11 protein-coding genes are annotated in these 15,011 nt (G+C 42.1%); 9 read left to right on the top strand and 2 right to left on the bottom strand.

The features are described 5' to 3' along the window. Positions 1-1,146: 1,146 nt before the first annotated feature. The 3 genes from D2U88_RS19455 (at position 1,147) to D2U88_RS00845 (ending at position 3,709) form a co-directional block, all read left to right on the top strand. Entirely contained in the window at positions 1,147-1,341 is a 195-nt protein-coding gene (locus tag D2U88_RS19455; protein ID WP_147833601.1) for a hypothetical protein, read from the top strand. 504 nt (positions 1,342-1,845) lie between these two features. Further along, the gene (locus D2U88_RS00850; protein ID WP_119638405.1) at positions 1,846-2,730 is read left to right on the top strand and encodes a dienelactone hydrolase family protein; all 885 of its coding nucleotides are present in this window, start codon (positions 1,846-1,848) and stop codon (positions 2,728-2,730) included. Positions 2,731-2,875: 145 nt separating this feature from the next. Beyond that, positions 2,876-3,709 carry a TolB family protein gene (locus D2U88_RS00845; protein ID WP_235855689.1) on the top strand — a complete coding sequence of 278 codons (834 nt, stop codon included), beginning with the start codon at positions 2,876-2,878 and terminating at the stop codon, positions 3,707-3,709. A 24-nt stretch (positions 3,710-3,733) separates the two neighbouring features. Here D2U88_RS00845 and D2U88_RS00840 read toward each other — a convergent pair whose 3' ends face one another. Further along, a complete protein-coding gene (locus D2U88_RS00840; RefSeq protein ID WP_119638404.1) occupies positions 3,734-4,468 on the bottom strand; it encodes a LytR/AlgR family response regulator transcription factor in 735 nt (244 codons plus the stop codon). Between the two features lie 17 nt (positions 4,469-4,485). Further along, positions 4,486-6,276 (bottom strand): tetratricopeptide repeat-containing sensor histidine kinase, encoded by a 1,791-nt coding sequence (locus D2U88_RS00835; RefSeq protein ID WP_182859075.1) that lies wholly within the window; start codon positions 6,274-6,276, stop codon positions 4,486-4,488. A 166-nt stretch (positions 6,277-6,442) separates the two neighbouring features. Between D2U88_RS00835 and D2U88_RS00830 the strand changes: the two genes are divergently transcribed. The 6 genes from D2U88_RS00830 (at position 6,443) to D2U88_RS00805 (ending at position 14,971) form a co-directional block, all read left to right on the top strand. After that, complete coding sequence (locus D2U88_RS00830; RefSeq protein WP_182859074.1) at positions 6,443-6,916, top strand: PspC domain-containing protein; 474 nt, start codon at positions 6,443-6,445, stop codon at positions 6,914-6,916. Next, entirely contained in the window at positions 6,894-7,493 is a 600-nt protein-coding gene (locus D2U88_RS00825; protein ID WP_147378494.1) for a hypothetical protein, read from the top strand. The genes D2U88_RS00830 and D2U88_RS00825 overlap by 23 nt, the downstream gene beginning before the upstream one ends. A gap of 442 nt (positions 7,494-7,935) precedes the next feature. Next, on the top strand, positions 7,936-8,856 hold the full coding sequence (locus D2U88_RS00820; RefSeq protein ID WP_119638400.1) for a helix-turn-helix domain-containing protein: 921 nt from the start codon (positions 7,936-7,938) through the stop codon (positions 8,854-8,856). Positions 8,857-9,037: 181 nt separating this feature from the next. Beyond that, a complete protein-coding gene (locus D2U88_RS00815; protein ID WP_147378493.1) occupies positions 9,038-10,207 on the top strand; it encodes an efflux RND transporter periplasmic adaptor subunit in 1,170 nt (389 codons plus the stop codon). Between the two features lie 160 nt (positions 10,208-10,367). Continuing rightward, entirely contained in the window at positions 10,368-13,523 is a 3,156-nt protein-coding gene (locus tag D2U88_RS00810; protein ID WP_119638430.1) for an efflux RND transporter permease subunit, read from the top strand. Between the two features lie 8 nt (positions 13,524-13,531). Beyond that, the gene (locus D2U88_RS00805; protein WP_119638398.1) at positions 13,532-14,971 is read left to right on the top strand and encodes an efflux transporter outer membrane subunit; all 1,440 of its coding nucleotides are present in this window, start codon (positions 13,532-13,534) and stop codon (positions 14,969-14,971) included. The last annotated feature ends 40 nt before the right edge of the window (positions 14,972-15,011 follow it).

The raw sequence follows: 15,011 nt of genomic DNA, 5'->3' as shown, positions 1-15,011 counted from the left end.
ATTCATGGGCATGAATGTAGAAACCCCGATTTTTAGGACAGGTTTAATATTTTATAGTTAATTTTGGGTCCTACGAAATGAGATTGCTCATAGTGGTCTGTAACTCGATTAGTTACATAACATAAGAAAGGAAAAACCCAGTAAACATAGGGGATGACGGTTTAGGTTCGAATCCTTCGGCAATCACATTAAAAATCAAGCCTTCACGTTTTGTGAAGGCTTTTTTATTTCGATACCTTTTATAAATATGGGAGTCGCAATCCAAAGATTGCATGATTTACTCCTTTGTAAAAATCCCGGGCAATTCGTTATAGCATCAAGTGTCCAAACTAAATAGACATTATTTAGCTTGTAACCGTATACGCTTCAATTTACCTGCCTTTAATTTTTTGTTGGTTGCCACTACATTATTGTACATGGATTCCCAATCCATCAGACAAAGACATACCAGTTCGTAATATCTAAAACTCAATCTCATGGTCAACCCGATCTTGTATTGCTTTATTTTTTTTGACGAAATCGTAGAGTCCAAATGGTTCAAAACCAGAGAGTAGGTTTCGATTTTTATCCACTCGTGCAATTTTGACCTCAATGCTCTGAAAGCGTAACCGATGTTCTTTCCAAAGAAATCACCGTAATTTTCAAAAAACTATTGTAGTCTCTCCTGAAATTCGCCTTGGTCCTCAAGAACACTTCCTGAAAAGGGAGTTATGTATTCCGAGGACCCATAGGCCTTACTGAAAAAATGTCTGATGAACCTTAGCTCGGTTTCCAATAATAATCTATCAAAGCAACTTTTCCATCCTGATTATGGACTCCAAACTTTAAAATGTAGAGATTGGTGTCTTCGTTAATGTAATTGATGATAACTATTAATATTAATCCATAAATAATGGTAAAATAATTCTTACATTAATTGAATCTTTTTCATCTATATTTTTTTGGATCCAAATATGGGTGATACATTATTTTGACCAACAAAAAAGCTGTTTAAAATAAGTGAAGAATTACTTGGACAAAAAATCAAAACCACAATCTATACGTTCAAAATAAGTATAGGGAGAAAATATCTATTCGCGAAAGATGGACATATTCCTTGAGTGTCCTTAACTGTTCAAGGCTAACACTAATTTTAATATCAATTTTATGAAAAGATTAGAAAATTTAAAAGGAGCCAAAAGCCTTAGCACATCAGAACAAAAGGCAATCATTGGAGGTGCTGGTGGTGGAGAGACTTGTAGGGAAATTTTTAGTTCAGGAAACTGCTGTCACCCTAGTTGGACCGATCCATGTGGATTTATTGGGGGAGAATACTGTGTTAACGGAGTATGCATCATATGAGTTTTCTTAAATTCTCGTGATTTGAATGCACGGAGTGACCACTCCGTGCTTTTTTATTTGAAGAATAATGGTTTTCTCCCCATTGATATCACCATCGTTATTGTTAATTCTCTGACGAAATACATGTATATCCAATTTTTCTTATCTTAAATAACTGAAATCCAAAGTATTTTTTGAAATCAATAGCAATTCTCCAGACCCATCATTGGGCTTCACTGGTAAGATGTTGGAGATTGATGAAGACAGGTTCTGAAGAATAGGATATTTAAATGTAGATGGGAAAATAAGACAAGTCTTTTTTAATGGAAATCACACAAAACTTAATTCCAAAGATTTGGGTTGTTGGAATGAGATTGAATTTTTGTTCACTTATATATTTGGATCAGTGATTGGTTGAAAGGAATTCATAATTAGTTTTTACTAAGCTACTTATTACCGAAATGGACACTTCTGATTATCTGGATAAAATGTTAATTTAATGAAGTAATACTAACAAAATAGAACATGAAAGAACTAAAAAAAGAGGACATCGAACAGGAGGTGTTCGACCTATATGATGATTACGCCCATAACAAGATCCAACGTCGGGAATTCATTGAAAAATTGGGACTGTATGCAGTTGGAGGAATTACCGTAGCTTCTTTGATGAGCTTTTTAATGCCAAATTATGTGGATACCATGTTGGTGGACAAGAACGACCCCAATCTCGATTCGGGTTACATCACCTACAATTCTCCAAAGGGAGGTGGAGAGATGAAAGCTTTGCTCTCAAAACCCAAGGATGCCAAGGGTAAACTGGGAGGAATTGTGGTGGTTCATGAGAACAGGGGTCTTAACCCGTATATTGAGGATACGGCAAGAAGAGCCGCTTTGGAAGGATTTATCACCATTGCTCCTGATGCACTTACTCCTTTTGGAGGTTATCCGGGCATTGATGATGAAGGGAGGGAAATGCAACGAAAAAGAGATCGCAATGAAATGTTGGAAGACTTTATCGCCGCTTTTGAGTATTTGAAAGCCCATGAGGTTTGCAGTGGTAAAATCGGTGTGGTCGGTTTTTGTTTTGGGGGATGGATATCGAACATGATGGCGGTTAAAATACCTGATTTAGCTGCTGCCGTACCTTTTTATGGTGGTCAACCTACGGAAGATATCGACAAGATCAATGCCCCCTTGATGTTACAGTATGCAGGCTTGGATGAAAGGGTAAATGCCGGATGGCCAGCTTACGAAGCGGCCCTCAAAGAATATGGCAAGGAATATTCTGCTTTCGTCTACCCCAATGTGAACCATGGATTCCATAATACCACAACACCGAGATATGATAAGGAATCAGCCGAATTGGCCTGGAAGCGCACCATGGATTTTTTCAAGGAAAAATTAAGTTGAGGTAGATATGGACAGGAATGGCTTGGGAATGTGTTCATCCATTTTTCCTACCTTTATTAACATGGGTTTTCGTTTATTTTTTTCTCTAGCATTTCTTTTCACCTGTATTGTCCACGGTCAAACAGGAAAGAATGTCATAAGTTTTGTGCAATCTGTTCATATTGAAACAGGTAAAATAGATACCATTCTAAAATTGAACCAACACTTTGAAGCACCCAACTGGCATCCGGATGGCTATTTGATCATGAACAGCAACGGATTTATTTATACCTATGATATTTCCCAAAACAGTATGGAAGTCCTCTATACAGGGTCGGCTGTTGCGTGCAATAACGATCACGGGGTTTCACCAGACGGCAAGTGGTTGGTGGTGAGCAGTAATGACAAGGAAAATCCATCACCAAAATCCTATAAATCTGCAATATTTATACTTCCCATGGAAGGAGGTGCACCAAGAAAGGTTACCGACCAAGTGCCTTCTTATTGGCACGGTTGGAGCCCAGATGGGAATACTCTTGCCTATTGTGCCGAGCGGAACGGTAACTACGATATTTACACCATTGATGTGAACGGGGGAGAAGAAACCCGACTTACCCTTACCGAAGGATTGGACGATGGACCTGAATATTCACCTGATGGTAAATACATCTATTTCAATTCATACCGAACAGGTCATATGCAATTGTGGCGTATGAAAGTGGATGGGAGTGATCCGGAACAATTGACATTTGATGAAAACTCCAACTGGTTTCCCCATGTTTCCCCAGATAATAAATGGGTGGCCTATATTGCTTATACCTCGGATCAAAAGCAGGACCATTTATTTGGAAAGGACGTGAAACTCCGATTGATGAATCTGGAGACTAAAGAAATCAAGGATCTGACACCTGTGTTTTTTGGCGGACAGGGAACCATCAATGTACCATCTTGGAGTCCGGATAGCAAAAAGATAGCCTTTATTGGGTATCAAGTGGAATAGGTTAAATTTTCACCTTTCTATTAATTAGAGTTTACCACATTCTTTGATGAAAGCCTCTTTTCTTCGGGTAGAGACTTCCAATTTAAGGCCATCCTTTAGGGTGGCATATCCATCTTTATGATAAGAAGTCACATAATGTAAGTTGATCAGGTGCGAATTATGGATCCTGAAAAAGTGTTGGCCTTCCAAGAGTTTTTCAAAATGTTTCAAGGTCTTGGATGCCGTATATTTTTTGCCATCAACGGTGAAAATATGGGTGTAGTTGATATCGGCCTGACACCGAACAATATCCTCGATCGACAGAAATGCATAGCCATCATTGGAGGGGATACTGATGCGTTTAGGGTTGTTTTCCGTTGAAATATGCGACAATAGTACCTTGACCCGATCATGGAGTTGAGATTGTTCCACCTTTTCCATAGCTTTTTGAAGAGCCATTTCAAAATCGTCCTTGTCCACTGGTTTTAGGAGATAGTCAATGGCGGAAAACTTGAAAGCCTCAATGGCATAAGCTTCATATGCAGTGGTAAAGATGAGGCTGAAATCACGTTTTGGGAGGGAGGATAACACATCAAACCCTGTTTTTGCATGGAGCTGAACGTCCATAAAAACAATATCGGGATGGATGGAATCCAAACCCTTAATAGCCTCTTCGGCACTGCCAAAACAAGATAGGTCCACTTTGGAACCATACGGTTTTAGTAATGCCACCAAATGGTCAATGCAATGTTGTTCATCATCTACAATGGCTACTTTCATATAAGTTGCGGTTCCATTTAAAAAAAACGTTCATGGGGTATGCTGATTTCAATCCGGGTACCTTTTTGACTACCTAAATCTACAATCTGCAGTTTACCTTTCTTGTTTTGTTGTTTGTTCAGGATTTCCAATCGATTTTCTGTTATGGAAACCCCAAAGGATTTTTTTGAGCTATTTTCTTTTGTTTTTTCATGTATGCCTGTCCCATTGTCTTCTACAGAACACAGGAGCATTTCGTTCTTTTCCCTAATGGAGATCAGTATGTGTCCTTGTCCATCCTTGTCACGAAACCCATGCCAAATGCTGTTTTCTATAAAGGGCTGTAACAGCAATGGGGGAACCAAGGTATTTTCAGCATCAAGTCCTTCATCAACATCAATGACGTATGAAAATTTACCGGGTTGTCTTTTGGCTTCGACCTGAAGATAGAGTTCAAGAAACTTTAAATCCTCTTCCAAAGGTATGGTCTTGGTTTCGGAATTCTCGAGCACCATCCGCATCAACTTTGCAAATTTGGTAAGGTATTCCAGTGCCGTTTCGTTGTCGTTTTTAAGGATATAATCCCCAATGGAATTGAGGGAATTGAATATAAAATGCGGATTCATCTGCGCTCGGAGCGCCTTTAATTCCGTATCGGCTACCAGAGCCCTGAATTCTGCTTCTTTTTTTTGTTCCACGGCATCCCTTCGTCTTTTGTAGAGTACAAATCCGAAAACAGATGCTGCCAACAGACCGCCTCCGCCTAAGAGCGAAGCCGTTTTAATGGTAGATTGTCTATCTATCTCCGCTTGGGCAATGGCCCTTTCTTTTTCAAATTCGAACTCCAACTGACTACGGTTGATCTCTACCCGCCTGTTCTGGTTGTTGAGGCTATCCTTCAACTCAGAAAATTTGGTGTAGGCTTCCAACGCCTTGGAAAATTCTCCTTTGGCTGAATACAGATCGGCAAGTGTGCCCCAAGCTGACTTTTGAAGAAAAATATTTCCTTGAGCTTCGCTTAGTTGTAATGCTTCGTTGGCGTATTGCTCGGCATTATCATAATCCTTGTTGCCCAAATAGGCCATAGATGCATTCGCATAAGCAGTGGGACGAACGAACTCAATTCCATATTGCTCAATAAGGCCGATACTCTTTTCTGCTGATGTCAAAGCGGAGTCCATTTGATTTGCCTGACTATAGACCAAGGATAGGTTGCTGTACAGATTGGCCCTATAGGTTGGGTTGTTTGTCACTTGTTCAAGATTTAAAGCCCTGTTGTAGTAATATATGGCCGAATCCAATTGGTACAGAGAGCCAAAAATATTGGCGATGTTGGCCGTTGCAGTAAGTTCAAGATTTTTATCGTTATGCAATACCTTTCTGAACTGTTCCAAGGCCTTGTCGTATTCTTCCTGCTCATAGTACAGGGTGCCTATACCTCCATAAATGCTCCATCCAAGCGTTTGCAAGTCCTTGTCCTTTCCCATAAGATCCAAGGCTTTGTGATAATATTCCAATGCTTTGTACGGATTGGAGAAGGAATATTGATATACCAAGGCCACACGTTCATATCCCAACAAAAGTCCTTTCCAATATCTCAAGTCCGTTGCCAAGTCTACCGTTTTTTTTGAAAATGACAAGAGTGTAGTATCGGAAGGATTGGCAAAAAGGGCTTGCTTGGTATATTGGTTTCTAAGGTCGATGGTTTCTTTATTGCTGATTGGGCTTGAAGCGATTTTTTGGGAAAGGGAATCTAGTTCTATCTGAAATTGTTGGGCGTATGAATGCACAACAACCAAAAACAACATCAATGTTTTGAGGTATTTCATATCGCAACCCTTTAATCTGGATGAAGGCAAAATGAAAATACACATTTTCGCAAAGAATAAATGAGATACAGCATAAAATAAGAAGGTTCATGCAGATAATCATTTACAGTTTACAGGAATGCAGCCCTTCTTTAATTTCAATCTTCGTAATCATAACCGCAACCAAATGGATACACAAAAGATAACCCAATACTTCACCCGCCCTGAAAGAACCCTTCTGGGCGTTTGCAGCAAATTGGCACTAAAAACAAGCCTGCAACCCGTCGTCATCCGGATTGCCTTCATTGTACTCACCTTATTGTTCATCCCTTTTGGGATAGTGGCCTATTTGGGATTTTATTTGATTTTGAACAAAATGGCGGGCAAGATGGTGACCTTTGCCCTGATAGGGGCGTTGTTGGGTATCCCATTTAGCTACCATTTTCAATCCGATATGGTGCAACAAATGGCTGGGGGCATTACAGGCTACCTTAAAAATTTTGTAACCATTGTGGACCAGGTGGACCGATACGTAGGTAATGGGATGGACATTATTTGGGATGCCCTGATCGGGGTAGTGGTCTTTATGTTGATAGGAGGTGCCATAGGATATTTCATGGATTCCTCCAAGAACAAGAATGGCAACAAAAATGAAGGGTAGAGGATTTTTTTTGGCACTGGCATCCCTATTGGTCCTGTTGGGTTGCTCATCGGATGATTCCGATGATAATGGAAATCAACAAAGCGAATATTACTTCCGGTTTAAGGTGGACGGTTCACAAATATCCTATGACTATCTACCCGAATCCCAAATAAACCTGACGGGGTCCATTCTTTTTGATAGTGGGACAGGAAATTATGTTGCAAGCATTGTTGGAATTGAGAACATTTTTGAAACAAACCCTCTCAATAGAGTGACTCTTTTTTTGAGCGATTCCGCGGACATTGTCACAGGAGTTGACTATACCAATATTGTTGGCGAGGGTGACCGTACCCCTAGCTCCGTTTTCTTGATGAGCTATTATTACGAGCAGGGAAATCTGTACTCAGCAGCATTGAATACAGGACCAACCGCACTTTATGAATTGGCTTCGGTAACCTTTACCGAAATAACAGAGACCAAGATAAGTGGTACTTTTTACGGAACACTTTTGTTGTATGACCTAAGTGGTGGAACCGTAGAATTATTGAATACTTTGGTGGTTTCTGAAGGGGTATTCGCGGTACCGAGATATTGATTCAAAATCAATTGACCTCAAACTGTCTTAAACCCCAAACACACAATTCTTGAATAGGGATTAAAGGTTATTTTAGCATTTTTTCACTATCGGCGAGATATCTTTATTTTGTTCAGTCTTGATTTGAAGACTAATATTGACAAGGCAAATGCAAGGCCAAAGTTTTATTTTCGACACCCTCCCATAGGCTTGTTTTCACCTCCTAAGCGCTTCATAACACTCACCCCTCACCGTAAGTATAAATTTTTGCTTTTCCCAAATTATAAAAAATAAGAGTGTATTTTGCTTAAAATGAGTTTGATATACTTTTGTGATACTCCAAAATTACAACTGTAGAGTAGTAAAAGTTATACATATTACCGAAAGCATACCATTATTACCGTAGGGTGTACCATAACTAAGATAATGATCTAACTTTGGTTGGAGTAAAGCAACAGTACCCATGGAAAAGATCATAAAATTCGACAGCATTTGTGAATATAACAAGCATTATGGGGTAAAAACAGAACACCCTTTGGTCTCTGTGATCGACTTTTCAAAAGTAGAACCCAAAATGCCATCCAAAATGAACTTTGGCTTCTATTTAGTTATGCTGAAGGATGTGAAGTGTGGGGATATGCAATACGGGAAACATTATTATGATTACCAGGAGGGTACATTGGTGTTCATGGGACCTGGCCAAGTGGCCGGTAGATCGCCAAAACCAGAGGAATTGTCAAAAAAGGCGTGCAAAAAGATGAAACCCAAGGGGCATGCCTTGGCATTTCACCCTGATTTGATCAAAGGGACTTCTTTAGGCAGAAATATCAATGACTATAACTTTTTTTCGTACCAAGTGAATGAGGCGTTGCATATTTCAGATTGTGAACGGGAAATTGTGCTGGACTGCTTTTCAAAAATTGGATTTGAACTAAAACAGGCCATTGACAAGCATAGCAAGACACTGATCGTTTCAACGATTGAATTGTTCCTGAACTACTGTTTGCGTTTTTACGACAGACAGTTCATCACAAGGGACAATCAAAATCAAGGAGTCCTCAATAAGTTCGAGGGTTTGCTGAACGATTATTTTACATCGGATAATCCAAAAAACATTGGTCTCCCTTCGGTTGGGTATTTTGCTTCCGAATTCAACTTGTCGTCCAACTATTTTGGGGACCTGGTCAAAAAGGAAACAGGTAAGACCGCACAGGAATATATACAGACAAAATTGATCGATGTGGCCAAGGAGCGCATCTTTGATACCACAAAGTCAGTAAGCCAGATTGCCTATGAACTCGGGTTCAAATACCCGCAGCATTTTACGAGACTGTTCAAACAACGAGTGGGGTATTCCCCGAACGATTATCGTATGCTCAATTAAACAACGAAAGCACATCATCTAGACAAACTTTTGTTCTTGGACATTGACCATATCACGGCCGACCGATCGGTTCGTGACAGGGTTTTTTCATTTAAACATTAAAACAATTTTATCATACCAAGCCTGTATTGGGGTTTGGGTATTTGCATTATCAATCATTATAACCAAAAACAACAACACCATGAAAAAGGAAAATTTACAGACAGTTTTGGCCATATGCGTTATGGCAATCCTTGGGTCGATACTGACATCTTGCGCCGATTCCAACGCTGCGGAACAGAAGGTGGTTGCTATGGCAACACCCTATATTCTCCCATCTACTGAAAAGATTACCAATTGGGATGAGTACATCGGGCGTTTTGAAGCTTCGGAAAGAGTAGAGGTAAGATCTAGGGTAAACGGATACGTGGAATCCGTTAAGTTCAAGGATGGCGACTTTGTAGAAAAGGGTCAAGTGCTTTTTATTGTGGATCAACGCCCATTTTATGCGGCCTTAAAACAAGCGGAGGCCGAAAAATTGCAAGCCGAGGCAGATCTGCAAAGAACTAAAAGTGATTATGATCGTGTTTCGTCCGTACAGGATTCCAGGGCAGTTTCCATGGAAGAGGTAGAACAGCGCAAACAGATTGCGAAATCCTCTGAGGCTAGGTTAATGGCAGCAAACGCTAGGTTGGCCGAAGCGCAATTGAATCTTTCGTACACCACCATAAAAGCACCGATCAGTGGAAAGGTCAGTGAAAAATATGTGGATCCGGGAAACTATATTTCAGGAGGGTCGGCAGATGCCAGCCTTTTGACCACGATCCTTCAAGTGACCCCTATGCACTTTTATTTTGATGCCAGTGAAACGGATTTCTTTGGAAATGCTGGAGCCAGTGATGGAAAAGCTTCAACCGATAAAAAGCAAGTGTTGGTAAAGTTGACCAATGAAACTTCCTATGACAGGGTCGGCTATATGGACTTTGTGGATAACGAAATCCACCAAACCACTGGTACCATTCGAGGAAGGGCAGTTTTTGACAACAAGAACATGGAACTTGAATCAGGGATGTTCGGGCGCATGCGATTGTTGGGACAAGAAACCGAGGTCTTACTGATTCCCGAAGAAGTGATCACTACCAATCAATCACAAAAAATAGTGTATACGGTAGGTGAGGATAATACGGTTCAGGTAAAACCCATCCAGATAGGCAAGTTGTACAACCACAAGTACAGAATTGTTTTGGGTGGTCTGGAATCTAGCGATAAGGTCATCAGTGGTAATTTGCTCAAAGTTCGTCCGGGAATTCAGATCAAACCGGAACAAAAGACCTTCAAGGTTGAACCTGATACCTCTTTGGCAGCCATGTAAGCATCCAATATCCTTTTTGAACAGGCCTGTAAGTATTTCACATTACAAAGCCCTTTTATACAAGCTTGTCCCATTATAGATGGGGCAAGCTAGGGCAGGTCTTTTCAAAATTCAAAAGGAACAACAAATACATAGTAAATCAAAAAACCAATATTTCAATATGAAATTCACGCATAATTTTATAAAAAGGCCCATCCTTTCCATTGTGATTTCCATCATTTTGATGATCCTTGGGGGATTGGCTTATTTCTCGCTTCCGGTGTCACAATATCCGGAAGTGGCTCCCCCTACGGTGGTAGTGACCGCTGCGTATCCAGGGGCGAGCGCGGAGACCATTTCCAAGACCGTCGCCACGCCATTGGAGCAGGAAATCAACGGGGTGGAGGGGATGATCTATATGTTGTCCCAAGCAACCAACGACGGGTTGCTGAACCTCACCATCTCCTTTAAACAAGGGGTTGATGTGGACCAAGCACAGGTACTTGTACAGAACAGAGTGGCCATTGCCGAGCCTAGATTGCCCGAACAGGTAAGACGACTCGGTATCACCACACAGAAGAGTTCTCCGGACCTTATGTTGGTCATCCACATGATTTCTCCTGACAATACGTATGACCAAACCTATCTGGCCAACTATGCCAATTTCCAGATCATCGACAAGATTTCAAGGATTGACGGGGTAGGAAATGTAAGGATGTTTGGTGGGGATCAATATTCGATGAGAATTTGGCTCAACCCAGATAAAATGGCCAGTATGGACATGACGCCCAACGAGGTACTCAGTGCCTTGAGGGCACAGAACGTCCAGGTAGCCGGTGGTACCTTGAACCAACAACCCTTAATGGATCAGAATGCCTTTGAGGTAAACATACAGACCCAGGGTAGGCTCAATACCAAAGAGGAATTTGAGGACATTATTGTTAGAAACGGGGATAGAGGCCAGTTGGTAAGGGTGAAGGACATTGGTCGGGTGGAATTGGGTTCGGCAAGTTATGCCACCAAAGGATATCTGGATAAGTACCCTGCCGTGGCGCTTCCCGTGTTTCAAAGACCGGGAACCAATGCATTGGAAACCGCGGATGCCATTTTAAATACCATGAAGGAAGTTTCCAAAGACTTTCCAAAAGGGGTGGAATATAGAGTTGCCTACAACCCAACGGAATTCATTGCGCAGTCCATTGACGAGGTTGGAGGGACTATCTACGAAGCCATCATCCTTGTAGTGTTGGTAATCATTTTGTTTCTCCAGACGTGGAGGGCCGCCATCATACCAATTTTGGCGATACCCGTATCCCTTATTGGAACTTTTGCAGTGATGCAGGGATTGGGATATTCCCTGAACAACTTGACCCTTTTCGGTCTGGTACTGGCCATTGGTATTGTGGTGGATGATGCTATTGTGGTCGTGGAAAATATGGAGCGGAACCTTCGGGATGGCATGGGCGTTAAAAAAGCGGCAAGAAAGACCATGGATGAAGTAGGAGGAGCCTTGGTGGCCATGGGATTGGTATTGGTTGCTGTGTTCTTGCCAACCATATTCCTAAAAGGAATCAGTGGAGCGTTCTACAGTCAATTTGGTGTTACCGTGGCCGTGGCTACTATGATCTCTGTATTTGTCTCACTTACGTTGAGTCCTGCAATGGCGGCCATCGTCATGAAAAAACATAAGGAAGAAGACCATGAAAAAGTGGCGACAGCAAGGTTCGGTTTTGTTCCCAAGTTCTTTTCTGGCTTTAATAAAGTCATGGATTGGGTATCGTTGAAGTATGGGAATATTACCCAAAAATTTATCGCGAAGCGCAAATGGGTATTGCTCTCTTATGTGGGACTAATCGTGCTAACCGTTTTTGCCTTTAGCCGAATACCTACAGGATTTATTCCGGAACAGGATCAAGGCTATTTCATCAACATTATCCAATTGCCTCCCGGTTCTTCTTTGGAACGGACCGATAAGGTAATGCAAAAGGCCATTGACAGTGTTTTAACCATTGATGGGGTGAAGAATGCCGTGGCTTTCACAGGTTTTGATGCGGCTACCTTTACGAACTCCTCCAATGCCGGGGCCATTTTCACGGCTCTGGAGGATTTTGAGACCCGTAAGAAAAAAGGCATCACCTTTAAGGGATTACAGCAAGAGCTGACCAAAAAGTTGGCTCCTTTTGACGATGCCTTTACCGTGGTGGTGGCTCCTCCTCCGGTTCGCGGAATTGGAAACGCAGGTGGATTCAAAATGATGATCCAAGATCGTGGGGGATTGGGTACGGAGCAGTTGTTGCAGGCTGGGTATCAACTCATGGCGGCAGCCAACCAAGACCCTGCACTCAACAGTGTCTTCACTTTCTTCAATTCGAGTTCACCACAATTGTTCTTTGATCTGGACAAGGAGAAAGCCCAGACCATGGGAGTGCCAATCGAAGAGATTTCCAGTGCCATGGAAGTGTACATGGGTTCTGCCTTTGTGAATGACTTTAACATGCAGGGGAAAACGTTCAGGGTAACGGCACAAGCAGATGGGGAATATCGATATACTCCCCAAGACCTTACCCGGATAAGGGTACGGAACAGGAATGGTGAAATGGTACCCTTGAGTGCTGTAGGCCAGTTAAGGGATATTTCGGGACCAGCACGGGTACCCAGATACAATCTTTACCCGGCATTGGCACTTTCGGGTAACGTTAACCCTGGCTACAGCTCAGGGGAGGCCCTTGAAGCCATGGAACGCTTGGCTGACCAAATCTTGCCCGAGGGAATTGATTATGAATGGACTGAACTGGCCTATCAACAAAAAGAATCAGGAAATACCGCAGGGATTGCCTTTGGGTTGGCCGTCTTGTTTGTGTTCCTCTTGTTGGCAGCACAATATGAAAGTTGGGTACTTCCCTTGGCCGTGATCCTGATTGTACCCATGTGTTTGCTGTCATCCATGACGGGCATTGGATTGGTGGGTATGGACAATAACATCCTTACCCAGATTGGATTAGTGGTCCTTGTGGGATTGGCCAGTAAAAATGCCATCCTAATAGTGGAGTTTGCCAAGCAGTTGGAAGACCAAGGATATCCTTTGGAAAAAGCGGCCATGGAAGCGGCTCGATTAAGACTTCGTCCCATATTAATGACCGCATTTGCCTTCATTTTGGGTGTTGTACCCTTGGTATTGGCATCCGGGGCCGGGGCAGAAATGAGACGCTCCTTGGGAACGGCAGTGTTCAGTGGAATGTTGGGAGTAACCTTTTTTGGTTTACTGTTCACACCGGTTTTTTATGTGCTCTGTAGAAATATTGGGAAAAGAAAAACAAAGGCAATCGAATTAAACTAATAACAGGAATGAAATATTCAAGAACAATTATAAAATCCGTTTTGATCCTTTTTGGGGTGCTCTCTGCCCATGGGCAGGAGATGGATACTTCTAAATGGAGATGGCGGGATACATCCAAAGAGACTGTGGTACTGTATATTGGAAATGATACCATAAGTCAAAATGTATGGCCCATCACACAAGATAAACAGTGGTGGAAATCTTTTGGCTATCCAGCTCTTGATACTTTGGAAAGCAAGGCCCTCGAGCAGAACCTTGATTTAAAAATCGCGTTGGCCAAACTGAACCAGGCCAAGGCCAACAAACATATCGCCATGTCGACTATGTTCCCGACCATTCGGGTGGAACCATCGTTCACGAGACAGGAGTTTTCGGCCAACCGACCCAATCCATTTGGAGGGCAACTGGGACCGGCAACTTTGAGTACCTACCAAGCTCCGGTCACGGCTTCCTATGAATTGGATGTTTTTGGGAAAAATTTCAACAATTTGGAGGCCAATAATCTGCTCTATAAAGCCACGGAAGAAAACCGCAAACAGATAGTATTGGAAGTCACCACCGAAGTGGCCAGTAATTATTTTTTAATGGTCCGTTTGGATGCCGAAATCGACTTGTTGAAGCATACGGAAAAAACTAGACTCGATAATCTGGAGATAGCTTCAACGCGTTACAACGCAGGTCTGGTGAGCCAAATCGATGAACTTAGGGCAAAAACCGAATTGGCTTCGGTACAGGTGCAACTCAAAAACACCCAAAGATTAAGGTCCGAAATAGAACTCATTTTGGCCACGTTGGTCGGGGAGGATGCCAGTACGTTTGAGGTGCCCCATGCCAACATCCAATATCTTCCACCCAATGTTGAATTTTTGAGGAAAGATTCATTGGTGGTTACCAGACCGGATTTACGGGCTTCAAAATTGATGATAGAGTCAGCGGAAAAAATGCTGGTCAATCAAAAGAAACAATTGTTGCCCTCATTCCAATTGAGTGGGGCTTACGGTTATCTTTCCGGAGCTTCGGACAATCTTATAGAAAGGGATAGCAGGACCTGGTTTGCGGGTGTTACGGCTTCTCTTCCTGTATTTGAAGGAGGTAAGAAGCGCGCTGAGATTAAGTTGAGAAAGAGTGAATTGGATGAGGAACATAGAAATTATGAGCAAAACCTGCTTCAATCTTACAAACAGGTAGAAAATGCGTTCTCCAATTTGCATTGGATACGGGAACAGTTGTTGGCGCAACAGGAGTTCGTGGTGGCCGCAAGGGACGCTGCCCTATTGACCAATGAACGATATAGAAAGGGATTGGTAAACTATATTGATGTGGTGGATGCCGAACGTCAGGTCCTTGAAGCGGAGCGCCTTAGTGTCCAACTTTTTGGACAGGAACTTACCGAACGTGTCAATTTGATACGATCCATGGCCCTTGATTCCGGGCGATTGGAAAATTGAGGATGAAAATTGCTGATTGAAAAAGAAAAGAACCCCTGCT

This window comes from Flagellimonas aequoris (genome assembly GCF_003584165.1).
Classification (GTDB): domain Bacteria; phylum Bacteroidota; class Bacteroidia; order Flavobacteriales; family Flavobacteriaceae; genus Flagellimonas; species Flagellimonas aequoris.
The sequence above is the reverse complement of the archived record's forward strand: the minus strand, read 5'-3'. Positions and strand labels throughout refer to the sequence as shown.

Bases quoted from the DNA above. Each gene is read 5' to 3' on its own strand.
- D2U88_RS00835 (WP_182859075.1), bottom strand. From the start codon at position 6,276: ATGAAATACCTCAAAACATTGATGTTGTTTTTGGTTGTTGTGCATTCA.
- D2U88_RS00850 (WP_119638405.1), top strand. From the start codon at position 1,846: ATGAAAGAACTAAAAAAAGAGGACATCGAACAGGAGGTGTTCGACCTA.
- D2U88_RS00805 (WP_119638398.1), top strand. From the start codon at position 13,532: ATGAAATATTCAAGAACAATTATAAAATCCGTTTTGATCCTTTTTGGG.
- D2U88_RS19455 (WP_147833601.1), top strand. From the start codon at position 1,147: ATGAAAAGATTAGAAAATTTAAAAGGAGCCAAAAGCCTTAGCACATCA.
- D2U88_RS00825 (WP_147378494.1), top strand. From the start codon at position 6,894: ATGGCAACAAAAATGAAGGGTAGAGGATTTTTTTTGGCACTGGCATCC.
- D2U88_RS00830 (WP_182859074.1), top strand. From the start codon at position 6,443: ATGGATACACAAAAGATAACCCAATACTTCACCCGCCCTGAAAGAACC.
- D2U88_RS00815 (WP_147378493.1), top strand. From the start codon at position 9,038: ATGAAAAAGGAAAATTTACAGACAGTTTTGGCCATATGCGTTATGGCA.
- D2U88_RS00810 (WP_119638430.1), top strand. From the start codon at position 10,368: ATGAAATTCACGCATAATTTTATAAAAAGGCCCATCCTTTCCATTGTG.
- D2U88_RS00820 (WP_119638400.1), top strand. From the start codon at position 7,936: ATGGAAAAGATCATAAAATTCGACAGCATTTGTGAATATAACAAGCAT.
- D2U88_RS00840 (WP_119638404.1), bottom strand. From the start codon at position 4,468: ATGAAAGTAGCCATTGTAGATGATGAACAACATTGCATTGACCATTTG.